Here is a 22,773-nt window from a genome sequence, read left to right on the forward strand (position 1 = left end):
GACTGATCATTTAAGTCTGAAGCACGTTATGGAAAAGGGTTTTACATTGGCTGACACTACTCGACAGTGCCTGACAGGATTGGCGGGGGCAAAGCAGAGGCACGAAAAAGGCAGGTTGGGAGAATAAACCTGCCTTAAGGGGAATTTATTTAGAATTGAGTACCGGCGGGTCGAGATGAACTACCGGGTTTTCTGAATAAAGATAACGGTCTACGTTAAACTCGAAATCATCGCTGGTAGCGCGGAAAAGCATTTGTTTGGTGTTTTCCAGATGCTGCCACATTGCCAGTTTGGCGGCGTGGGGATCACGGCGGATCAGCGCTTTTAAAATCAGATCGTGTTCTTCACACCAGCTCTCAATGGACTTCTCATCAATGTGCTCATGCAGTTTGCGCCAGTAAGGGTTATGCAAACGCTGGCTCCACATCTTCTCAACGATGGTCGCCAGCGCACTGTTTTGCGTGGCCTGTGCGACCTGCACATGGAATTTTAAATCCCATTCTGAATCGCGGAAGCGGTCTTCCTGGCGGGCATGCTCCTGAATTTCCATCAGACGCATGATGTCCTGCTTGGTGACTTGTGTGGCGGCGAATTCAGCGATGTTACTTTCAATCAGCTGACGTGCCTGTAACAGCTCAAACGGACCGGCAGTGCCAAACTCGCTGCCACAATCGGGCACAACAAGGTGGCGCTGCTGATTTGACATCACATGAATTCCCGACCCTTTACGGACTTCCACATAACCTTCAACTTCCAGCATGATAATCGCTTCACGCACGACCGTGCGACTGACATCCATTTCATCTGAAATCAGACGTTCAGCGGGCAGCTTTTCGCCAACCGGATACAAGCCTGTTTCGATGCGTTCCTTGAGCGTGGCAGCCAGTTGTTGATATAGGCGTCTGGTGTCTGTGGATTCCATATGAGTGCTCTTTAAAGTAGTGAAACCTGTAAGAAGTGAGTGTCGGACAGACCTGTGAACTTATTATACAAGTGCCAGTATACGTTTTACGAAAGTTTGATGCACCGTGCATCGGACAGAAAGGCATGGGAGAAATGTCAGAAAAATGCAAAGCCCGGTAAAGAGAGTTACCGGGCTAACGAACAGACGTTTAGGCTTTCGCGGTTTTTAGCGGAGCCGGGACAGGTTCTACTGCAGAACGGTTCTGCAGGACTGTCCAGATAATGATGGCGCCGAGCAGATCGAACACGGCAAGGGCGGCGAACAGCGGGCTGAAACCGATGGTATCGGCCAGCGCCCCGACCACCAGTGCAAACATGGTACTTGCCATCCAGGCCGCCATACCGGTCAGACCGTTGGCGGTAGCCACTTCGTTACGACCGAACACATCAGATGACAGAGTGATCAGCGCTCCGGACAGTGACTGGTGAGCAAAACCACCGACACATAACAACGCAATAGCGGCGTAAGGGCTGGTGAACAAACCGATCATGCCAGGGCCAATCATCAGAACCGCCCCCATGGTGACAACCATTTTACGGGAAACGATCAGATTAACTTTGAAGTACTTCTGGAATAACGGTGGCAGATAGCCGCCCAGGATACAGCCGAGGTCGGCAAACAGCATCGGCATCCAGGCAAACATGGCGATTTCTTTCAGATTGAAACCATACACTTTGAACATGAACAGCGGGATCCAGGCGTTGAATGTTCCCCAGGCGGGTTCAGCCAGGAAACGTGGCAGCGCGATGCCCCAGAACTGACGGTTACGCAGGATCTGCCAGGCAGACATTTTCTTGCCGTTGTTGGTCTGATGCTGTGCTTCCTGACCTTCCAGAATGTAGGTGCGTTCTTCAGCGCTGAGTTTCTTCTGATCTTTAGGGTGCTTATAGAACACCAGCCAGCTCAGTGCCCAGATCAGGCTCAGTACGCCGGTAATGATGAAGGCCAGTTGCCAGCTATGCATCACGATGCACCAGACGACCAGCGGAGGCGCAATCATGCCGCCAATAGATGAACCCACGTTGAAGTAACCGACGGCAATAGAACGTTCTTTTGCCGGGAACCATTCGCTGCTGGCTTTGAGGCCGGCAGGGATCATGGCCGCTTCTGCCATACCGACCGCACCGCGGGCGATGGCCAGGCCACCCCAGCTACTTGCCAGCGCCGTCGCCATACAGAAGATGGCCCACATAATAGCGAACATCGCGTAACCGACTTTGGTGCCCATGACGTCGAGAACGTAACCGGCGACCGGCTGCATCAGGGTGTAGCAGGCGGAATAGGCGGCGATAATATAGGAATATTGCTGTGTGGTGATGTTTAACTGGCTCATCAGCGTTGGCGCTGCAGCCGCAATGGCGTTACGTGTCAAATAACCTAATACAGTGCCGCAGGTGACCAGGGCGATCATGTACCAGCGTAACCCTTTAATCTTACCCATTTAACTCTCTCCCAGTAAATAATCCGGCGATGACAACATCAGGCTGTCAGGGCGTATTTCGCACCACCTGAACAAGCGTGGGGGTTCTGGCTTTCCTTAAAGTGTTTTCGGGAACGTTGCCGCCAGATGATTTCACTGGGAGCTGCCCGTGTTATTACGCACTGCGTTATTGTTATCTGTGCGTAAGGGTCCGATGAACGTCCTGAACACCAGAATTACTGCTTCGCCATGGGGCTGACTGCACCCGGGAAGTGTTTTGCCCGGACAACAGCGAAAGGACGTGGCAGGTAATCTCTGACGCTCTTGTCCGGGCGATGCAAAGATAACTTGTCATACAGATTTAAAATTTGAATGACATCACAAAACCACATTTATATTGTGTGGTTACTTAATTTTTTTAACTTCACGGTTATTTACTTGATTTTACAATGAAAACTGTATTTTGATTGATCCGGTTCACACTTTTCTGTCAATGCTTAACAATGACAGCCTGAAAAATGAAACGTAATTGGTGTGACAACTTCACGAAATGATCACATTTATCGTGAACAGTTAATGAACACTGTTATCTGGTAAAAATTGACCGGGTACAGGCCGCCTGAAGGGCAAATGGATTACATAAGCCCTGCTGGCGTGGGAAGAGAGATAATGAGGCCGAAGCCCGGTTGAATGTCCGCAAGCCGGCGCGCACTTTTTAGGTTTTGTCACATTTGGTACGAAATAACTTGTCATACAGATTTAAAGTTTGAGTGACATCACAAAATGACACTCTAATTGTGAGGATAATAAGCACCAGCAGCTGATGACGCTAAAGTCATTATTTTACAGAGAATTAGTTTGTTTTTTTGGAATGAAATCAGTCATTTTAATGGCTTTGGTGCATTAAAAAGTACTGGACGATAGCTTAAATTGGTGTGATAACTTCGCACCATTGAGTGACAACTCTACAGAATTCATGATGAGGAACCTAAGATGGCGCAGTTTTTAACGGAAGACTTCCTTCTCGACACAGAATTCGCACGTCGCCTGTATCACGACTACGCGAAAGATGAGCCAATTTTTGACTACCACTGCCATTTGCCACCTGAGCTGATTGCGCAGGACTATAAATTCAAAAACCTGTATGACATTTGGCTGAAAGGCGATCACTACAAATGGCGCGCAATGCGTACCAACGGTGTCCCTGAGCGGATGTGTACCGGCGATGCCAGCGACCGCGAGAAATTTGACGCCTGGGCTGCAACGGTTCCCCACACGATCGGTAACCCGCTGTACCACTGGACGCACCTTGAGCTGCGCCGTCCGTTTGGCATCACCGGTAAACTGCTTTCCCCGTCTACCGCAGGCGAAATCTGGGAGCGCGGTAATGAATTGCTGGCGCAGGATGCATTCTCTGCCCGCGGCATCATGAAACAGATGAACGTGAAAATGGTCGGCACTACCGATGACCCGATCGATTCTCTGGAACATCATAAAGCGGTGGCACAAGATTCCAGCTTTGATGTCAAAGTGCTGCCAAGCTGGCGCCCGGATAAAGCCTTCAACATCGAAGCGGCAACCTTCGTGGATTACATGAAGAAACTCGAAGCCGCGGCGGATGTCTCCATTACCCGTTTCAGCGATCTGCGTGATGCCCTGAAAAAACGTATGGATCACTTTGCGGCGCACGGTTGCAAAGTGTCAGACCACGCGCTGGATGTAGTGGTTTACGGCGAAGCGGATGACGCGACGCTGGACGGCATTTTGTCCCGTCGTCTGAGCGGTGAAACGCCAACTGCGCAAGAAATTGCTCAGTTCAAAACCGGCGTTCTGCTGTATCTGGCTTCTGAATATCAACGTCGTGAATGGGTACAGCAGTATCACATTGGCGCGCTGCGTAATAACAACACCCGTATGTTCCAGCTGATTGGCGCAGACGTTGGTTTCGATTCCATTAACGACCAGCCACTGGCCGAGCCGCTGTCCAAACTGCTGGGCGCGCAAGGTCTGGCCGGTGGCCTGCCAAAAACCATTCTGTACTGCCTGAACCCGCGTGATAACGAAGTGATCGGCACCATGGTCGGTAACTTCCAGGGTGAAGGGATGCCGGGCAAAATGCAGTTCGGTTCCGGCTGGTGGTTTAACGACCAGAAAGACGGCATGCAACGTCAGATGACACAGCTCGCCAACCTCGGCTTACTCAGCCGTTTCGTCGGCATGCTGACTGACAGCCGCAGTTTCCTGTCCTATACGCGTCATGAATATTTCCGTCGCATTCTGTGCCAGATGATTGGTCGCTGGGTGGAAGAGGGCGAAGCACCGGCAGACATCGAACTGCTGGGCAGCATGGTGAAAAACATCTGCTTCGATAACGCGAAACAGTATTTCCAGATTGAACTGAACTGATCGGCTTGAACTGAGTAGCACAACGGAGCGCAGGTTCCTGCGCTCCTGAAATAAACATTGAAATAACAAACAACTATCCCAACACATAACGACGGCCATAGGGCAATTTTCCCGCCCTCAAAGACCGGAGTCTGAGCAAATTAAGGTGAATGTGAGATGCAAAGGTTAAATCGCCGTGACTTCCCTGGCCGTCAACATCCGGACAAAATTATTCAATTCGGTGAAGGTAATTTCCTGCGGGCGTTTGTCGACTGGCAAATCGACCTGCTGAATGAACATACCGATCTGGATGCCGGGATCGTGGTTGTTCGTCCGATTGACACTGACTTTCCGCCTTCACTCAGCACGCAGGATGGTCTGTACACCACCATCATCAGCGGTCTGAACGAGCAGGGGGAAACGGTGCGTGATACCCGGATCATCCGCTCCGTTAACCGCGAAATTAATATCTATCATCAGTTTGATGAATACCTGGCGCTGGCCCGTGACCCGAATATCCGCTTCGTGTTTTCTAACACGACCGAAGCTGGTATCAGCTATGTTGAAAGCGACCGTCCGGACGATACGCCTCCGGCCAGCTTCCCGGCTAAACTGACCCGGTTGCTGTTCGAGCGTTTCAACCATTTCTCCGGCGCGGCTGATAAAGGCTGGGTTCTGCTGCCATGCGAACTGATCGACTACAACGGTGAAGCGTTGCAGGAACTGGTGCTGCGTTACGCACAACTTTGGGCATTGCCAGCGGCATTCACCCAGTGGCTGAAAAACAGCAACACCTTCTGCTCAACGCTGGTTGACCGCATCGTTACCGGTTACCCGCGCAGTGAAGTCGACAGCCTGCAGGAAGAACTGGGCTATCAGGACAGCTTCTTCGACAGTGCCGAACACTTCTATTTATTCGTCATTCAGGGGCCAAAAAGTCTCGCGCAGGAACTGCGTCTGGACAAGCTGCCGCTGAATATCCGTCTGGTTGACGACATCAAACCGTATAAAGAACGCAAAGTGGCGATCCTTAACGGCGCACACACCGCGCTGGTGCCGGTGGCCTTCCTGTCAGGGCTGAACACCGTTGGCGAATCCATGAATGATGCGCAAATCAGCCGCTTTGTCGAACTGGCGATCGCCGAGGAAATCTCGCCGGTGCTGGATTTGCCACAGGATGAACTGACGTCCTTTGCCCAGGCGGTACTCAGCCGTTTCCGCAACCCGTTCATTCAGCATCAGCTGCTGTCGATTGCCCTGAACGGTATGACCAAATACCGCACCCGCATTCTGCCGCAACTGCTGGCGAGCCAGGAAAAGAATCAGCTTCTGCCTCCGCGCCTGACCTTTGCACTGGCAGCCTTGCTGGCGTTTTACCGTGGTGAACGTAACGGTGAAATTTATCCGCTGCAGGACGATGCACACTGGTTGAGCCGTTTCTCCGAATTGTGGGGTAACGTGCGTAATGGCAGCCTGCCGTTGGCCGGGCTGGTCGAAACTGTGCTGGCGGATGAAGAACACTGGGGACGTGACCTGAATACCGTGCCGGGTCTGACTGCAAAAGTGACCGAACAATTGCAGTCGATTGAAGACCTTGGCATGCGTGACGCGTTGGCGGCTTACAGCTAAGAGAGCAACTATGCAAAGTATCATTCAAATTCATACCGCTGATAACGTCGCCGTCGCGTTGCGCGATATCGACGCGGGCGAGCAGGTCGAAGCAGGCGGTCACACCGTCGTGTTGGCTCAGCCGGTTGCCCGTGGCCACAAGTTTGCCCTTCGCCAGATTGCGGCGGGGGAGAACATTGTTAAATACGGTCTGCCGATCGGGCATGCGCTGACGGCGATTGAGCCGGGTGTGCATATTCATTCGCAAAACGGCAAAACTAACCTGAGTGATCTGGACGAATACCAGTATCAGCCGGATTTCGCCAGCCTGCCGGAACAGATGGCGGATCGCGATGTGCAGATCTTCCGTCGTAAAAATGGTCAGGTGGGGATCCGTAACGAGCTGTGGTTGATCCCGACCGTTGGTTGCGTCAACGGGATAGCCCGCCAGATCCAGACACGTTTCCTGAAAGAAACCAATGACGCGGAAGGGACCGACGGCGTTTACCTGTTCACGCATCCGTTCGGTTGTTCGCAACTGGGTGACGATCATGTGAACACCCGTACTATGCTGCAAAATATGGTACGCCATCCGAATGCGGGTGCGGTGCTGGTGATCGGCCTTGGTTGTGAAAACAATCAGGTGGACGTGTTCCGTGAAACGCTGGGCGAAGTGGACGAAGAGCGCGTGCGTTTCATGACGCTGCAAAAGTTCGACGACGAAGTGGAAGCCGGTCTGGAACGCCTGCGCGAACTGTATGCTGTAATGCGTGATGATAAACGCGTTGCCGGTAAACTCAGCGAACTGAAATTCGGTCTGGAATGTGGTGGCTCTGATGGTTTATCGGGCATCACCGCTAACCCGTTGCTGGGGCGTTTCTCCGACTACGTGATCGCCAACGGCGGCACTTCCGTGCTGACCGAAGTGCCTGAAATGTTTGGCGCAGAACGTATTCTGATGAGCCGTTGTCGTGATGAAAGTACGTTTGAGAAAACCGTTCACATGGTGAATGATTTCAAACAGTACTTCATCGAACATAATCAGCCGATTTACGAGAACCCGTCTCCGGGTAACAAAGCCGGTGGTATCACTACGCTGGAAGAAAAATCGCTGGGCTGTACACAAAAAGCTGGCCAAAGCCCGGTAATGGACGTGCTGAAATACGGCGAACGCCTGACTACGCCGGGGCTGAACCTGCTGAGTGCGCCGGGTAACGACGCCGTCGCCACCAGTGCGCTGGCAGGTGCGGGCTGTCATATGGTGCTGTTCAGTACCGGACGCGGCACGCCTTACGGCGGTTTTGTGCCGACGGTGAAACTGGCAACCAACAGTGAACTGGCCACGAAAAAACCGCACTGGATCGATTTCGATGCCGGACGCCTGATCCACGATGTCAGTATGGATCAGTTGCTGGGTGAATTTGTGGATCTGATCGTGGCGATCGCCGATGGCCGCAAAGCCAAAAACGAACTCAATGATTTCCGCGAATTAGCCATTTTTAAAAGCGGTGTCACATTGTAACCGGTCAGGTTTATCGTTAGGATGAAACGGCGTTTCAGTTATGGAACGCCGTTTGCTTTTGCAGCGCAAGACCCCCACGTATGAGACTCCTGACAAATGACGTATTACTGGTTTGCCCAGTCAGTTGGTGTTGTGGCCTTCATGGTCGGCATCACGATGTTTTTCAACCGCAGCGACCGCCGTTTCAAACAACAGCTTTCTGCCTACAGCGCCATTATCGGCGTGCATTTTCTGATGATGGGTGCCGCGCCCGCTGGCATGAGCGCCTTACTGAATTCTCTGCGCACACTGATTTCCCTGCGTACCCGTAACCAGTTGATTATGGTAATTTTCATCGTCCTGACCCTGGTGCTGGGGCTAAGCCGCGCCCATCACTGGATGGAACTCTTACCGGTCGGCGCGACAGTTGTCAGTACCTGGGCGCTGTTCCGCACCAGCGGGCTGACAACCCGCTGCATTATGTGGTGCTCAACCTGCTGCTGGGTGGCACACAACATCTGGCTTGGCTCGATTGGCGGTTCACTTATCGAAGGCAGTTTTCTGGTCATGAACGGTTTTAATATCATTCGCTTCCGCCGCCTGCAATTGCGTGGCATCGATCCATTTGAGGTCGAGAAGAAGCTAGTGCAGAAGATGGATGAGCAGGGATAGTCCCTGCTTTTTTGTCCTTCATTCGCGTACCCCGCTTATTTTGAATCTGCTCACAGATTGCAATAATAATTCCCCGTTTCTCCCTCTATTGATTCTTTCCGCCTGTTTGCCTCGTTGACAACCTCCGGACGCAGGAGTAATTTCCGATTCCGTGGGAGCGGTCCCACAAAAAGGGAAAGGGAAAAAGGAAAATCATGGACGCTATTCAGGGATTACTGAAACAGATATATGCAGGGAAATTGTCAGCGGTATTCTTAGATGATCTGATTACACGCATTGAGGTTGCCAGAAATCAGATTACCTATACGGCCAAGCAGGGATGGGATGAAAAAGATGTGGTATTGATCACCTATGCAGATCAGTTCACGAACAAAGCAGAAAAAACACTTTCAGTATTCGATAGTTTTTATCAGCAGCATCTGGCGGATGTTTTTAATATTGTTCACCTTCTGCCTTTTTATCCTTATTCTTCGGATGATGGTTTCTCGGTGATTGATTATCAGCAGGTCAATCCACTGGCGGGGAACTGGAAAGATATCCGTAAGCTTGGCCAGTCTTCACGGCTGATGTTTGATTATGTCTGTAATCATATTTCCGCGAGCAGTGAATGGTTTAAACAATATCTGGCGGGCAATCCGAAATATGAAAACTATTTTATTAGCCTGAACGAAAATAGTGATTTATCTGCCGTGACCCGTCCCCGCAGATCGCCGCTGTTAACGCCTTTCCGCTGTGAAAATGGCGAAACCCGTCATGTCTGGACCACCTTCAGCGCGGATCAGATCGACCTGAATTTTGCGCACCCTGACGTACTGCGTGACATGCTGGACGTGTTACTGAAATACCTGTCGGAAGGCGCTGAATATGTGCGTCTTGATGCTGTGGGTTACATGTGGAAGGAACCCGGCACCTCCTGTATTCATCTGCCCAAAACACATTTACTGGTGAAGCTATTCCGCGCCGTGGTGGAGTATGTTTCACCCGGTACTGTGATTATTACCGAAACCAATGTGCCGCATCAGGACAACATCAGTTACTTTGGTAACGGGTTTGATGAGGCGCAGATGGTCTATCAGTTCCCGCTGCCACCGCTGGTTCTGCATGCCATTCACAGTGAAAACGGTGAAACGCTGAAACATTGGGCCGCCGGTCTGGATGCCTGCACACCCGCCACCACCTTCTTTAATTTTCTTGCTTCGCATGATGGCATTGGCCTGAACCCGCTGCGCGGATTACTGCCGGAATCAGAGATCCTCAGGCTGGTGGATGCGCTGCAACAGGAAGGCGCGAGGGTGTCGTATAAAAATAATCCGGATGGCAGCACCAGCCCGTATGAAGTCAACGTCACCTATATGGATGCGCTGAACCGGCAGTCGGACGACGACGATATCCGTCTGCAACGCTTCATGCTGGCGCACGCTATTTTGCTGGCATTCCCCGGTGTTCCTGCGGTGTATATCCAAAGTATCCTGGGTTCGCGTAACGATATTCAGGGGGTTGAGAACGCCGGACATAACCGGGCAATTAACCGGCAGAAATATGATGTCACGGAAATTGGACAGATATTATCTGAACCTGATTCATTACGTGCGCGGGTATTTGGTGAGCTGAAAAAATTAATTATCTGCCGAACTGAACAGACGGCATTTCATCCTTCCGCGCCGATGCGGGTCATAGAATGTCATGAAAGTGTGTTTGCCTTTATCCGGGGGCAGGGAAACCAGGAAATTGTGTGTCTGTTTAACCTTTCCGCTAACAATATTCAGGTAACGCTCCCTTCGGGGGATTATCAGGTCTTACCTTATAACCATTCACTGAAATGTGACGGGGAAATAACATTAAAGCCTTATCAGTATATCTGGTTACGCCATTAATTAAGATGTTCCGTTATTTTTTTGTATTTAAAGGGTGTGATATTTCACAGGCCAGTGATTTCGGCTGGCTATAAATTAGCAAAGGAGATGTTCATGAATATAAAAATGAAAAGAAAATATATCCTTATAACTCCGTTATTATTATCCGCATTATGTTTATCGGCCTGTGAGGACGCCAAAGAGAGACAGGTCACCATTGAGTTTATGCATTCTTCGGTCGAGCAGGAACGTCAGGTGGTCATTAATCAGCTGATCGCGAAATTTGAACAGGAAAATCCGCAGATCACCATTAAACCGGTGCCGGTGGAAGAAGATGCCTACAACACCAAAGTGATTACGCTGGCCCGTACCGGCGCACTGCCAGCCGTGATTGAAGTCAGTCACGATTACGCCAAAGTGATGGATCAGGAACAGCTGATCGACCGCGATGCCATCAGGCAGGTGATCGACGGAATAGGTGCTGATCAGTTTTATCCCGGCGTATTGCGCATCGTGCGTACGGAAGAAGGCGAGAATTACACCGGCGTACCGATCCACGGCTGGATACAGGGGATCTGGTACAACAAATCACAACTGGCTGACGCCGGATTCTCTGCGCCGCAAAACTGGCAGGATATCACCCGCATTGCCACGGCATTTAATCAGCCCGCGCGGAAAAAATACGGCATTGCGTTACCGACCGCCGAAAGTGTTCTGACCGAACAGGCTTTCTCGCAGTTTGCGCTTTCCAACGATGCCAACGTATTGAATGCTCAGGGGAAAATCACGGTTAACACGCCGGAAATGCAGCAGGCGCTGGATTATTACCGTCAGCTCGCCACCTTCTCGATGCCCGGTTCCAATGACGTCATGGAAATCAAAGACGCCTTTATGAACGGCACGGTGCCGATGGCGATTTACTCCACTTATATTCTTCCTGCGGTGTACAGCGAAGGCAAAGCCGGTGACCTTGGTTTTGCCGTGCCGACTGAAAAATCCAAAGCCGTTTACGGCACCATCACCTCACTGACCATCTCCAACGGGCTGGATACGCCTGAACGTGAGGCCGCCGAACGGTGGGTGAGCTTCCTCGAAAAACCGGATAACGCGACAGCCTGGGTGCTGATGTCGCCGGGTGCCGCATTGCCGGTGACCCAAGGCGTGACCGGTAATGCCACCTGGCAAAACAATCCGGTGATCAAGGCATTTGGCACGCTGCCGCAAATGCTGGTGAACGAGTTTGCCAACGTGCAGGTGTTCGGTTCCGTCGGGGAGAAAAACTTCGCAGCAATGGGCGATATCACAGGCTCTGCCGTGCTCAGCGAAATGCTCAATGGCGTGACCGTCGGGAAGAAGGATCCGCAGCAGTCACTGGCGGAAGGGCAAAAGCGTATCGAAGCATTGATGCAAAAACGCTAAACGGAGGAGCCTGAATTCTCAGGGAAGATCATGAAATCACGTAAATTTAACCATTCTGACGGTCGTTTTGCGCTGCTTCTGCTCGCCCCCAGCATCTTTTTGCTGGGGCTGCTGGTGGCGTATCCGATGTTGTCGAATATCCAGATCAGCTTTCTGCAAATCCCGCTGAATCCGCGTCTTGATAACCGGTTTGTCGGGCTGGATAACTACATCAGCATTCTCAGCGATCCGGGCTTTTATCACTCGTTGTGGGTGACGTTCTGGTACACCGCACTGGTCGTCGCGGGCAGTACCGGACTGGGGCTGGGCGTCGCGTTGTTTTTTAACCGTGAGTTCCGCTTTCGCAAAACGGCGCGTTCGCTGGTGATTTTGTCCTATGTCACGCCTTCCATTTCGCTGGTATTTGCCTGGAAATACATGTTCAACAACGGCTACGGCATTGTGAATGTGATTGGTGCTGACATGCTGCATTTGTTCAGCGATGCCCCGCTGTGGTTCGACAATCCGGTCAGCAGCTTCGTGCTGGTGGTGTTGTTCGCCATCTGGCGTTATTTCCCCTATGCCTTTATTTCGTTTCTGGCGATTTTGCAGACCGTCGATAAATCCCTGTACGAAGCCGCAGGCATGGATGGCGCCAATGCCTGGCAGAAATTCCGCATCGTCACGCTGCCCGCCATTATGCCGGTACTGGCAACGGTGGTCACGCTGCGTGCGATCTGGATGTTCTACATGTTTGCCGACGTCTACCTGCTGACCAACAAGGTCAATATTCTGGGTGTGTATCTCTATAAAACCGCCTTCGCCTTTAACGATTTAGGTAAAGCCGCCGCCATATCCATGGTGCTGTTTGCCCTGATCTTTATCGTGATCCTTCTTGCCAGAAAACGGGTGAATATCAATGGCAGCAACTAACCGCAAGATCCTGCGCAAAGCGGGCTTTTATGCCAGCCTGCTGATTTTCCTTGGCGCGATGTTATTTCCTTTTTTCATCATGCTGATGACCTCGTTCAAAAGCAGTAAAGAGGCGATTTCCCGCCATCCGACGCTGTTCCCGCAGGAGTGGGATTTCCATCATTACGTGGATATTTTCAATCCGCAGATTTTCCCGTTCCTCAGTTACTTCAAAAACAGCCTGACCGTGTCGGTTCTGGCGTCCGTGATCGCTGTGTTTTTCGGCATCCTGGGCGCTTATGCGTTGTCACGGCTGCGTTTTAAAGGGCGCGTCACCATCAACGCCAGCTTTTATACCGTCTACATGTTTTCCGGCATTTTGCTGGTGGTGCCGCTGTTCAAGATTATTTCGGCGCTGGGCCTGTATGACACCACTACCGCGCTGGTGATCACCATGGTGGTTCAGACCTTGCCGACGGCCGTGTTTATGCTGAAAAGTTACTTCGACACCATTCCTCACGACATTGAAGAAGCGGCGATGATGGACGGCCTCAACCGGCTGCAAATCATTTTCTACATCACCGTGCCGCTGGCGATCTCCGGCATCATTTCGGTGTTTGTGTACTGCTTTATGGTGGCGTGGAATGACTATCTCTTCGCCTCCATTTTCCTCTCCAGCTCTGCCAATTTCACCCTGCCTGTCGGCCTGAACACGTTGTTCAGCACACCGGATTATGTCTGGGGAAGAATGATGGCCGCCTCACTGGTGACCGCGCTGCCGGTTGTCCTGATGTACGCGCTTTCGGAGCGGTTTATCAAAGGCAATCTTACTGACGGCGGCGTAAAAGGCTGACGTTAAACGCATATTGACTGATTAAAGATGAAGGAATATCCGATGAAAAAACTGGTCGCAACCCAGCCGCGTGTGGCTGAACTGATGGATTATGAGGACCGCCCGGTCGCGGCATATGAAGTCAAAATTCGCGTGAAATTTGGCGCACCGAAACACGGTACCGAAGTGGTAGATTTTCGCGGCGTCAGCCCGTTTATCGACGAGGAGTTTTCGGCTGAATGGGGCATGTTTGTCCCCCGTCCGGCGGATGCGCCGCGCGGTATCGTGTTCGGCGAATTCCAGCTCGGCAACATGGTCGTGGGCACCGTTTGCGAAAAGGGCTGCGAGGTGACGGATTACGCGCTGGGCGATGATGTCTGTACTTACGGACCGCTGAGCGAAACGGTGATCGTCAACGCCGTGAACAATTACAAATTGCGCAAAATGCCCGCCGGTGCCTCATGGAAAAACGCCGTCTGTTATGACCCGGCGCAGTTCGCCATGAGTGGTGTGCGTGACGGCAATGTCCGTGTCGGCGATTTCGTGGTGATTGTCGGGCTGGGGGCGATCGGTCAAATCGCTGTGCAACTGGCGAAAAAGGCCGGTGCCAGCATCGTGATTGGCGTCGATCCGCTGGAAAAACGCGGGGAAATTGCGCTGAAAAACGGCGCGGATGCCGTGTTTAACCCGATCGGTACTGACATCGGGCTGGAGATCAAAAAACTCACCGGCAAACAGGGTGCTGACGTCATCATCGAAACCAGCGGCAATGCCCAGGCATTGCAGGCGGCGCTGCGGGGTATCGCTTACGGCGGCACTATTTCTTATGTCGCCTTTGCCAAACCCTTTGCCGAAGGCTTTAACCTCGGGCGGGAAGCCCACTTTAACAATGCCAAAATCGTCTTTTCCCGCGCATGCAGCGACCCCAATCCCGATTATCCCCGCTGGAGCCGTAAACGCATCGAAGACTCCTGCTGGGAACTGCTGATGAACGGCTACCTGAACTGCGAAGACCTGATCGATCCGGTGGTCACGTTCAGCAACAGCGCGGAGAGCTACATGAAATACGTCGATCAGCATCCTGATCAGAGCATCAAGCTCGGCATCACTTTCTAAAAGGACTTAGACATGAAAATCGGTACACAAAATCAGGCATTCTTCCCGGAAAATATTCTGGAGAAATTCAAATTTATCAAGGCAATGGGTTTCGACGGTTTTGAAATTGACGGCAAATTGCTGGTAAATCATCTCGACGAAGTGAAAGCCGCTATCGCCCAAACCGGCCTGCCAGTGATTACCGCCTGCGGCGGCTATGAGGGTTGGATCGGTGATTTCATCGAGGAGCGTCGTCTGAACGGATTGCAGCAAATCACTGCGATTCTGGAAGCCCTTTCGCAGGTCGGCGGTAAAGGGATTATCGTGCCCGCCGCCTGGGGAATGTTTACCTACCGTCTGCCGCCGATGACCTCACCGCGCAGTCAGGCGGGCGACCGTCTGGCGGTCAGCGCATCCTTGCGGGAGCTGGAAAATGTCGCCAGGCGCACCGGCACAACGGTGTATCTGGAGCCGCTGAACCGTTATCAGGATCACATGATAAACACGCTGGCGGAGGCACGCCGTTATATCGAAGAGGGCGCGCTTGAGCACGTCAAAATCATCGGCGATTTTTACCATATGAGCATTGAGGAGGATTGCCTCAGCGCTGCGTTCCATCAGCAACGCGATCTGCTCGGCCACGTACATATTGCTGACAATCATCGTTACCAGCCGGGCAGCGGCAGTATTGATTTTGGCCGCGCATTTCAGCAACTCAAAGAAGATGGCTATGACGGCTATATCGTCTACGAATGCCGCGTGCGGGCAGAAAATCCGACCCAGGCTTATCAGGATTCACTGACCTATCTTCGCAATTTACTCTGACTGACAGGCCGCGAAATGGAATTTATAACGAAACCGGCAGGAACGCTGAAAGTGGCGCTGGTGGGGGCGGGTCAGGTGGCGGAAAAGGTCCATGTGGCCTGTTACCGCCAGCTTCCGGGGCTTGAACTGGTCGCGGTGGTGGATTGCGATACGGCGCGCGCTCAGGCATTTGCCGGGCGCAACGGTATCGCCCGTGCCTTTACCTCACTGGAAGAGATGCTGGAGGCTGAACGGCCCGACATCGTCAGCATCTGTACGCCCAACCTTTTCCATCATCAGCAAGTGATCACGGCATTGCAGCACGGCTGTCATGTGTTCTGTGAAAAACCGCCTGCCATGACCGCCGCGCAGGCGCTGGACATGTGGCAGGCGGCGGAACAGGCTGGCCGGATTCTGGCCTATGACTTTCATCACCGTTTCGCCGAAGATGCGCGCATTTTACGCCAGAAAGTCGCCGCGGGAGAACTGGGTGAGGTTTATGTCACCACCGCGCGCGCCCTGCGCCGCTGCGGCGTGCCCGGCTGGGGCAATTTCACGGATAAAACGCAGTCCGGCGGCGGACCGCTGATCGACATCGGCATTCATATGCTGGATGCCGCCATGTACGTGCTCGGCTTTCCGGTGGTGCGCAAAGTCACCGCGCAGATGTTTCAGAAAATCGGTAACCGCAAAAGTGAAGGGCAGTTCGGAAGCTGGGATCCGCAGAAATACAGCGTGGAAGATTCAGTATTTGCCGCGATTGAGTTCTGCAACGGCGGGTTGTTGCGTCTGGAAACGGCGTTTGCGCTGAATATTCAGCCGCAATCGGTGATGAACGTTGAGTTTTGCGGTGATAAGGCCGGTGCCACACTGTTTCCTGCCCAGGTGTATACCGATGAAAAGGGCGAACTGGTGAGGTTATTCCACCGGGAGGTTGCCGACGATCAGCGCCATGTGCGCAGCGTTCAGGCGTTTGTGGCGGCGGTTCGCGGGGAAACGGTGAGTCTGGCAGACGCGGAACAGGGATACCGGATCCAGCAACTGGTGGCGGCTGTCTATCAGTCGGCAGAGTCGGGGGAGAGCGTGTATCTATGATTCAGCCTCAGATCCTGCCCGAAGCACCGTTTTCACCACATCGCCTGAATAAGTACGGCAGCCTGCATACCTGCGGTAATGGCCGGATTGGTATCCGCGGCTGTCACGAAGAAGCCTATACCGATCAACAGCGGGGCATGTTTGTCGCGGGTTTTTATCACCGTGCGAATACGACCGAAGTCACCGAACTGGTGAATCTGCCGGATATTATTGGCATGCGCATTGAACTGGACGGCGAAAGTTTATCGCTGCTTTCCGGCACGCTGGTGTCCTATCAGCGTGAACTGCGCACCATGAACGGTGAGCTGTATCGCGAGCTGGTCTGGCAGTCGTCCGCCGGTCAGCGGTTCAAAATCGAAACCCGTCGTTTTGTGGCGCTTTCTCCGCTGACGCTGGTGGCGAGCCGTTTAACTGTCACCGCGCTGGATGCGGATGCACATTTGTGCGTGAGCACCGGCATTGATGCAACGCTCACTAACAGCGGCAGACAGCATCTGAATGAATGTTCAGTGCGGGTTTTCGATCAAAACGTTTTACAAGGCGGTTATCAGACCACAGACGGCCAGCAGCAGGCGATCATCACCAGCCAGTGCCTGTTTCCCGCCCGCGCCAGCAGCAGTTTTTCGTCGAAAAACCGCCAGTTACTGCAACATATCAGCCTGCCGTTATCTGCCGGTGAAGCGGTGACGCTGGAGAAATTCAGCTGGATTGCCACGTCGCTCGACGCAGATTTCCTGCCAGAAAACACCTTCGCAGCACGCTGCCTGAAGGCCCTGCTGACACACGCGCAGCAAGGTTACGGACACCTGCTGATGGAAAATACCCGCCACTGGCAGCATTACTGGCAGGCATCACGGGTCTGTGTGGCGTCAGATGATCCCCAGGATCAACGTGCGCTGGATTTTGCGCTGTATCACCTGAAGCTGATGATCCCGGCGCATGACGCGCGCGCCAGCGTGGCGGCGAAAGGGCTGACCGGCGAAGGCTATAAAGGGCATGTTTTCTGGGATACCGAAATATTTATCCTGCCTTTTGCCCTGCTGAATGCGTCTGAACAGGCGCGAAAACTGCTGGAATACCGCTATCTGCATCTGGCGCAGGCGCAGGACAAAGCCCGGCAGAACGGTTATCAGGGCGCACTGTTTCCGTGGGAAAGCGCGTTCAGCGGCGAAGAGGAAACGCCTGAATTTGCCGCGATCAATATCCGTACCGGTCAGCGGCAACGGGTGGCATCGGCGCTGGCAGAACATCATCTGGTGGCGGATATCGCCTATGCCACGGTGGGCTATTTCCAGGCCACGCTCGACACGGAATTTATGCAACAAATGGGACTGGCGCTGCTGAAAGAAACCGCGCGGTTCTGGATGAGCCGCGCTGAATGGCGTGACGACCGGCTGGCAATTCTCAACGTCATCGGGCCGGATGAATACACAGAACATGTTGATAATAATGCGTTTACCAATTATATGGCGCAGTACAACGTCCGGGAGGCCTGCCGGTATCTGCATGAATTTAATCATGAGGACGCTGCATTCTTCGCGCAGGCGGAAGATTTTCTGACGCACCTGTATCTGCCGCAGCCCGATGTGCAGGGCGTGATCGCGCAGGATGATTCCTTCCTCAGCAAACCGCAATGCGACCTGACAGCCTATAAATCCCGGCAGGGCACACAGGCCATTTTGCTGGATTATTCCCGTGCGGAAATCAACGAGATGCAGATTCTGAAACAGGCCGATGTGGTCATGCTCATGCAACTGCTGCCCGCACAGTTCACGCCACAATGCCAGGCTGCAAGTCTCAGTTTTTATGAACCGCGTACGATTCACGACTCTTCGCTGAGTAAATCGGTGCATGCGATTGTTGCCGCCCGGACCGGGCAGGTCGCACAGGCATTGCAGTTTTACCGCGAGGCGTGCCGCATCGATTTGGGCGAAGAACCTCACTCTTCGGACGACGGTATTCATGCGGCCGCCACGGCCGCTATCTGGACGGGGGCGCTGATGGGGTTTGCGGGGCTGGATTATCAGTCAGGCGAACTGCATTTCCGGCCCTCGCTGCCGCAGGGCTGGACGCGGTTACAGTTTCCCCTTTGCTGGCGTGGAACGCGCCTGACGGTGTCGCTTGAACCCCGGCAATTTACCCTCAGCAAAACGGATGCTCAGCCGCTGAAGGTCTGGATCAACGGCATCTCTCACACATTTACGGAAAGCCTCATTCTGAAAGGATCTCATGATGAAAACTGAACCCCTGCCGCGTGCCGTTATTTTTGACCTCGATGGTGTGGTGGTCGATACCGCGCACCTGCATTTTATGGCCTGGCAACGACTGGCGCAGCGTATCGGGATCCCCATCGATGCTGCGTTTAATGAGCAACTGAAGGGCGTCAGTCGTCAGGAATCGCTGTTGAAGATCCTCGCTGTGGGCGGAAAAACCGGAACTTTTACGCAGGCAGAATGTGACGCAATGGCGGCGGAGAAAAATGCCGATTATGTCGGATTACTCGCCGGGCTGACCACGGCGGACATTTTGCCGGGGATCAGTGAATTGCTGCATACGTTGCGTGAACAGGGCGTGCTCACCGGTCTGGCTTCCGTTTCACAAAATGCCCCGCAGGTGCTCAGGGCGTTAGGACTGGAGCAGGCTTTCGATTATGTCGCGGACGCCCGCCGGATCACACATTCCAAACCGCATCCGGAAATTTTCCTCAACGTTTGCGAGGCGCTGAATATCGCGCCGCAGCATGCCGCAGGGATTGAGGATGCGCAGGCGGGGATTGATGCATTACGTGCCGGAGGCATTTTCTCGATTGGCATTGGCGCCACGCTGGAAGGGGCAAATCACCGTCTGGATTCTACCGACGGGCTGTCGTGGGCGGTTATCAGGCAACAATGGTTGCACCATCAGGCTGATATTTAAGGAAAAATTATGGCTCAGATTTCACTGCAACACATTCAGAAAATTTACGACAAACAGGTTCACGTGGTGAAGGATTTCAATCTGGAGATCGCGGATAAAGAATTTATCGTGTTTGTCGGGCCATCCGGCTGCGGAAAATCTACCACCCTGCGTATGATCGCCGGGCTGGAGGAAATTTCTTCCGGCGACCTGCTGATCGACGGCGTGCGCATGAACGACGTCGCACCGAAAGATCGCGAGATAGCGATGGTATTTCAGAACTATGCGCTTTACCCGCATATGTCCGTGTACGACAACATGGCGTTTGGACTGAAACTGAGAAAGATTGCGCCGGAGGAAATCAGTCAGCGCGTGGAGTATGCGGCCCAGATCCTCGGGCTGAATGAGTATCTGGCGCGACGTCCGGGGGCGTTATCCGGCGGCCAGCGTCAGCGCGTCGCGCTCGGGCGCGCGATTGTGCGTGATGCCAAAGTCTTTCTGATGGACGAACCGCTGTCGAACCTCGATGCCAAGCTGCGGGTACAGATGCGGGCCGAAATCAGCAAGCTGCACCATAAACTCAATACGACGATGATTTATGTCACCCATGATCAGACCGAAGCCATGACCATGGCAACGCGGATTGTGGTGATGAAAGACGGCATTATCCAGCAGGTTGGCGCGCCTAAAACGGTCTATAACCATCCACAAAATATGTTTGTGGCCGGTTTTATTGGATCACCGGCGATGAACTTTATCCGTGGTGCGCTGGATGGCAACTTTTTCGTGACGGAAAGTCTGCATATTCCGGTGCCTGAAGACAAACTGGCGATATTGAATGCACGGGGTTATCAACGTAAACCGCTGATACTCGGGATCCGTCCTGAAGATATCGCCGGTGCAGAGCAGCAGAACGCACATTTTGACGCGCGAATTACGGTGGCTGAACTGACCGGTGCAGAATTTATGTTGTATTGCTCGATTGGCGGTCATGAATTTGTCTGCCGTTCAAACGCTAATACTGATTATCAGGCCGGACAATTATTATCCCTGTGCTTTGATATGAATAAATGTCATTTCTTTGATTGTGAAACTGAGGAAGTCATTACCGCGCATTAATAAGTTATGTCACTAACGTGTATAAATAACACGAATTTTAAAAGAGGTTATCCGTTGTTTTAATATCCATCTGTCCCTACTGTAAAAGGAATTATTATAATGAAAATGAAAGTGGCTGCCGCATTATTATGCGGCACAGTCTGCTCGTCGGCTTTTTCCGCTGAGAGCGAAAGCGTAAATAAAAATGAAGATCATAATTCACCGGCAATGCTGACGCCGGTACCGATCGGTAACGTTGCGTTACCTGCTGAACCCTGGAAAGTGCAGATTGGCGCCATGCAGGAAACAGAGAACACAGAAGGTCAGGGCGATAAAGACGGCGCTTATGAACCGACGGTATTTGTTAACTTCAGCAAAGGAAAGTGGAACTTCTACGGCGCATTTTATCAGGAAGACCATAACGTCGATTACTCCGAAGATACCCGAAGTGACTGGTTTAATCAGGTCGAATTCGATATGCATTATCAGTTTGTGGATAACGCAGATTATGCGCTGGGGCTGATGCTCGGTTTCAGGAACTATCAGTGGCAATATAATGAAGATAAAAAGAAAGAGGGCAATTCTTATAATACCCAGCGTTATACCATTCAGCCAGATTGGTCGGTGTCGCTTAGCCCCGCGTTGAAATATAACGGCTGGATGGCGTTGTATAATTATTATAACAGTATGGACGACAACGGTTATCTGAATAAAGAGTTTGAAGGTGAAACCGGTTTTAAATACAGTTTCACCGACGATATCGCGATGCAGGTCAGTTATTATTTAGATCGCGGATGGAATACCGGTGACAGCCAGCGCGGGGAATTCGCTAAACAGGAAGCGCGTATCTATTTGCCGGTGAGCCTCGATCTTTTCTCCAGCGGGAAAACTGTGCTGACGCCTTATGCCCGCCGGACGCTGGATACCTATTATTACAATGATGATCGCGGAGAACGCGAAGGAGAAACCGATACGCGATTCGGGTTGTTAATCAATCAGCCTTTACCCAACGGTTTTGCCATCTCACTGGAATATGCCTACGAATTGCAGTTGCACGATAATACCGATGCCAGCGCCAATGCGAAGACCAAATTCCATTATACCGGTGTCGGTGTCACCTATTCTTTCTGATGCCTCTCATCACCCAACCGGAAGCTGTTTTCCGGTTGGGTTTTCTTATTTTCCGGCAGTGATTTCTATGGCGGAATGATTCACCACCAGTTGTGTCGGCACCAGCGTGCGGGAATGCGCGCCGGGACGATCGAAAATTTTATCGAACAGCACACCGCAACCCTGCCAGCCTAATTCGCGGATAGGAATTTCAATGCCGGTCAGCCCCGGAGACAGGATCGGCGAAATATTGTCGCTGCTGTAACCGGTGATGGACATTTCGTCGGGAATGATCTTTTTCTGTTCATGGGCCGCGCGGTAAATGCTCATGACTTTCACGGCATCCGTGGCGAAAACGGCCGTCGGCGGATGCGCCTTTTGCAGCAATGTCGTCGCCGCCAGATAAGCGCTTTCGGTGGTATAACCGCCGTCAACCATCAGGCCCGGTTGCGCAGGCAGACCGGCATCCTGCATGGCGCGTTTATAACCGGCAAGGCGGTCAATGGAAACGTGATAATCCAGCGGCGCGTGCAGGCAGGCAATATCCTGGTGACCGAGCGAAATAAGATGTTCTGTCAGCCGGTAACTGTCCTGAAAATTATCGGTATCGACGGAAAAGACGTGCTGATATGTTCCTTCAATATTGCCAATCACCACCACAGGAACCTGATAATTATCTAACTGTTCCAGAATATATTCATCGGCGGGTGAACTGAGCATTATCACGCCTTTCACCATTTTTTCCGTTATTTTAGCGACACACTTTTGCAGATCTTCTTCGCTATTTTTGGACGTCTGCAAAATAACGTCAAAACCCTCTTCTTCCGCTCTCAGCGCAATGGATTGCAATATTTCGGAGAAGAAAGGGTTCCCGGCGGTTGTTTTGGTCGAACGGGTGGATATCACTAAAATCGCATCAAAACCTTTGGATGTCAGCGCCCGCGCCAGTTTGCTTGGCTGATAATTCAGCGTGCGGATAGCATCCAGCACGCGCTCACGGGCATCTGGCGAAATATTGGTTTGGTTGGTAATAACTCTGGAAACGGTAGATTTGGACACTTTTGCCAGACGGGCAATATCATAAATAGTGACTGCCACAATATATGCACCTCAAATATCCGTATTAAGGAC

Annotated in this window: 18 protein-coding genes; 15 read left to right on the top strand and 3 right to left on the bottom strand. The window is 52.3% G+C overall.

Features of this window, described 5'->3' with window-relative positions:
• Nucleotides 1-145 precede the first annotated feature (145 nt).
• Both exuR and EX31_RS12670 read right to left on the bottom strand, forming a co-directional pair.
• Nucleotides 146-922 carry a transcriptional regulator ExuR gene (exuR, locus tag EX31_RS12665; protein WP_013577204.1) on the bottom strand — a complete coding sequence of 259 codons (777 nt, stop codon included), beginning with the start codon at nucleotides 920-922 and terminating at the stop codon, nucleotides 146-148.
• 190 nt (nucleotides 923-1,112) lie between these two features.
• Nucleotides 1,113-2,405: an MFS transporter gene (locus EX31_RS12670; RefSeq protein WP_013577203.1), complete on the bottom strand. Its 1,293-nt coding sequence runs from the start codon at nucleotides 2,403-2,405 to the stop codon at nucleotides 1,113-1,115.
• Nucleotides 2,406-3,377: 972 nt separating this feature from the next.
• Between EX31_RS12670 and uxaC the strand changes: the two genes are divergently transcribed.
• From uxaC to EX31_RS12745, 15 genes are all read left to right on the top strand, one after another.
• Nucleotides 3,378-4,790, top strand: a complete 1,413-nt coding sequence (uxaC, locus tag EX31_RS12675) for a glucuronate isomerase (protein WP_037035076.1) — start codon at nucleotides 3,378-3,380, stop codon at nucleotides 4,788-4,790.
• Between the two features lie 156 nt (nucleotides 4,791-4,946).
• Nucleotides 4,947-6,398 (top strand): tagaturonate reductase, encoded by a 1,452-nt coding sequence (locus EX31_RS12680; RefSeq protein ID WP_013577201.1) that lies wholly within the window; start codon nucleotides 4,947-4,949, stop codon nucleotides 6,396-6,398.
• A 10-nt stretch (nucleotides 6,399-6,408) separates the two neighbouring features.
• A complete protein-coding gene (locus tag EX31_RS12685) occupies nucleotides 6,409-7,899 on the top strand; it encodes a UxaA family hydrolase (RefSeq protein WP_037035079.1) in 1,491 nt (496 codons plus the stop codon).
• A gap of 96 nt (nucleotides 7,900-7,995) precedes the next feature.
• Nucleotides 7,996-8,550, top strand: coding sequence for a YgjV family protein (locus EX31_RS12690; RefSeq protein ID WP_013577199.1), 555 nt, complete (start codon nucleotides 7,996-7,998; stop codon nucleotides 8,548-8,550).
• A gap of 194 nt (nucleotides 8,551-8,744) precedes the next feature.
• A complete protein-coding gene (locus EX31_RS12695; RefSeq protein WP_037035080.1) occupies nucleotides 8,745-10,424 on the top strand; it encodes an alpha-amylase family glycosyl hydrolase in 1,680 nt (559 codons plus the stop codon).
• 105 nt (nucleotides 10,425-10,529) lie between these two features.
• Nucleotides 10,530-11,822, top strand: a complete 1,293-nt coding sequence (locus tag EX31_RS12700) for an ABC transporter substrate-binding protein (RefSeq protein ID WP_197060728.1) — start codon at nucleotides 10,530-10,532, stop codon at nucleotides 11,820-11,822.
• A gap of 30 nt (nucleotides 11,823-11,852) precedes the next feature.
• A complete protein-coding gene (locus EX31_RS12705) occupies nucleotides 11,853-12,734 on the top strand; it encodes a carbohydrate ABC transporter permease (RefSeq protein ID WP_013577196.1) in 882 nt (293 codons plus the stop codon).
• Entirely contained in the window at nucleotides 12,721-13,566 is an 846-nt protein-coding gene (locus tag EX31_RS12710) for a carbohydrate ABC transporter permease (protein WP_013577195.1), read from the top strand. Before EX31_RS12705 ends, EX31_RS12710 begins: the two co-directional genes overlap by 14 nt.
• A 42-nt stretch (nucleotides 13,567-13,608) precedes the next feature.
• Nucleotides 13,609-14,661 carry a zinc-dependent alcohol dehydrogenase gene (locus tag EX31_RS12715; RefSeq protein ID WP_037035082.1) on the top strand — a complete coding sequence of 351 codons (1,053 nt, stop codon included), beginning with the start codon at nucleotides 13,609-13,611 and terminating at the stop codon, nucleotides 14,659-14,661.
• A gap of 12 nt (nucleotides 14,662-14,673) precedes the next feature.
• Nucleotides 14,674-15,465 (top strand): sugar phosphate isomerase/epimerase family protein, encoded by a 792-nt coding sequence (locus EX31_RS12720; RefSeq protein WP_015690503.1) that lies wholly within the window; start codon nucleotides 14,674-14,676, stop codon nucleotides 15,463-15,465.
• 15 nt (nucleotides 15,466-15,480) lie between these two features.
• On the top strand, nucleotides 15,481-16,539 hold the full coding sequence (locus tag EX31_RS12725) for a Gfo/Idh/MocA family protein (protein WP_037035084.1): 1,059 nt from the start codon (nucleotides 15,481-15,483) through the stop codon (nucleotides 16,537-16,539).
• Nucleotides 16,536-18,782 (top strand): glycoside hydrolase family 65 protein, encoded by a 2,247-nt coding sequence (locus EX31_RS12730; RefSeq protein WP_037035086.1) that lies wholly within the window; start codon nucleotides 16,536-16,538, stop codon nucleotides 18,780-18,782. Before EX31_RS12725 ends, EX31_RS12730 begins: the two co-directional genes overlap by 4 nt.
• Nucleotides 18,772-19,455: a beta-phosphoglucomutase gene (gene pgmB, locus EX31_RS12735; protein WP_037035087.1), complete on the top strand. Its 684-nt coding sequence runs from the start codon at nucleotides 18,772-18,774 to the stop codon at nucleotides 19,453-19,455. The genes EX31_RS12730 and pgmB overlap by 11 nt, the downstream gene beginning before the upstream one ends.
• Nucleotides 19,456-19,464: 9 nt before the next feature.
• Nucleotides 19,465-20,553: an ABC transporter ATP-binding protein gene (locus EX31_RS12740; RefSeq protein WP_037035089.1), complete on the top strand. Its 1,089-nt coding sequence runs from the start codon at nucleotides 19,465-19,467 to the stop codon at nucleotides 20,551-20,553.
• A 99-nt stretch (nucleotides 20,554-20,652) separates the two neighbouring features.
• The gene (locus EX31_RS12745) at nucleotides 20,653-21,663 is read left to right on the top strand and encodes an OmpG family monomeric porin (RefSeq protein ID WP_037035091.1); all 1,011 of its coding nucleotides are present in this window, start codon (nucleotides 20,653-20,655) and stop codon (nucleotides 21,661-21,663) included.
• Between the two features lie 45 nt (nucleotides 21,664-21,708).
• Here EX31_RS12745 and EX31_RS12750 read toward each other — a convergent pair whose 3' ends face one another.
• Nucleotides 21,709-22,740 (bottom strand): LacI family DNA-binding transcriptional regulator, encoded by a 1,032-nt coding sequence (locus EX31_RS12750; RefSeq protein ID WP_037035093.1) that lies wholly within the window; start codon nucleotides 22,738-22,740, stop codon nucleotides 21,709-21,711.
• Between the last annotated feature and the right edge of the window lie 33 nt (nucleotides 22,741-22,773).

The sequence above is a fragment of the Rahnella sp. WP5 genome, assembly GCF_000745615.1.
Classification (GTDB): Bacteria; Pseudomonadota; Gammaproteobacteria; order Enterobacterales; family Enterobacteriaceae; genus Rahnella; species Rahnella aceris.

Coding starts and splice junctions, on each gene's coding strand:
- exuR (WP_013577204.1), bottom strand. CDS start 922: ATGGAATCCACAGACACCAGACGCCTATATCAACAACTGGCTGCCACG.
- EX31_RS12670 (WP_013577203.1), bottom strand. CDS start 2,405: ATGGGTAAGATTAAAGGGTTACGCTGGTACATGATCGCCCTGGTCACC.
- uxaC (WP_037035076.1), top strand. CDS start 3,378: ATGGCGCAGTTTTTAACGGAAGACTTCCTTCTCGACACAGAATTCGCA.
- EX31_RS12680 (WP_013577201.1), top strand. CDS start 4,947: ATGCAAAGGTTAAATCGCCGTGACTTCCCTGGCCGTCAACATCCGGAC.
- EX31_RS12685 (WP_037035079.1), top strand. CDS start 6,409: ATGCAAAGTATCATTCAAATTCATACCGCTGATAACGTCGCCGTCGCG.
- EX31_RS12690 (WP_013577199.1), top strand. CDS start 7,996: ATGACGTATTACTGGTTTGCCCAGTCAGTTGGTGTTGTGGCCTTCATG.
- EX31_RS12695 (WP_037035080.1), top strand. CDS start 8,745: ATGGACGCTATTCAGGGATTACTGAAACAGATATATGCAGGGAAATTG.
- EX31_RS12700 (WP_197060728.1), top strand. CDS start 10,530: ATGAAAAGAAAATATATCCTTATAACTCCGTTATTATTATCCGCATTA.
- EX31_RS12705 (WP_013577196.1), top strand. CDS start 11,853: ATGAAATCACGTAAATTTAACCATTCTGACGGTCGTTTTGCGCTGCTT.
- EX31_RS12710 (WP_013577195.1), top strand. CDS start 12,721: ATGGCAGCAACTAACCGCAAGATCCTGCGCAAAGCGGGCTTTTATGCC.
- EX31_RS12715 (WP_037035082.1), top strand. CDS start 13,609: ATGAAAAAACTGGTCGCAACCCAGCCGCGTGTGGCTGAACTGATGGAT.
- EX31_RS12720 (WP_015690503.1), top strand. CDS start 14,674: ATGAAAATCGGTACACAAAATCAGGCATTCTTCCCGGAAAATATTCTG.
- EX31_RS12725 (WP_037035084.1), top strand. CDS start 15,481: ATGGAATTTATAACGAAACCGGCAGGAACGCTGAAAGTGGCGCTGGTG.
- EX31_RS12730 (WP_037035086.1), top strand. CDS start 16,536: ATGATTCAGCCTCAGATCCTGCCCGAAGCACCGTTTTCACCACATCGC.
- pgmB (WP_037035087.1), top strand. CDS start 18,772: ATGAAAACTGAACCCCTGCCGCGTGCCGTTATTTTTGACCTCGATGGT.
- EX31_RS12740 (WP_037035089.1), top strand. CDS start 19,465: ATGGCTCAGATTTCACTGCAACACATTCAGAAAATTTACGACAAACAG.
- EX31_RS12745 (WP_037035091.1), top strand. CDS start 20,653: ATGAAAATGAAAGTGGCTGCCGCATTATTATGCGGCACAGTCTGCTCG.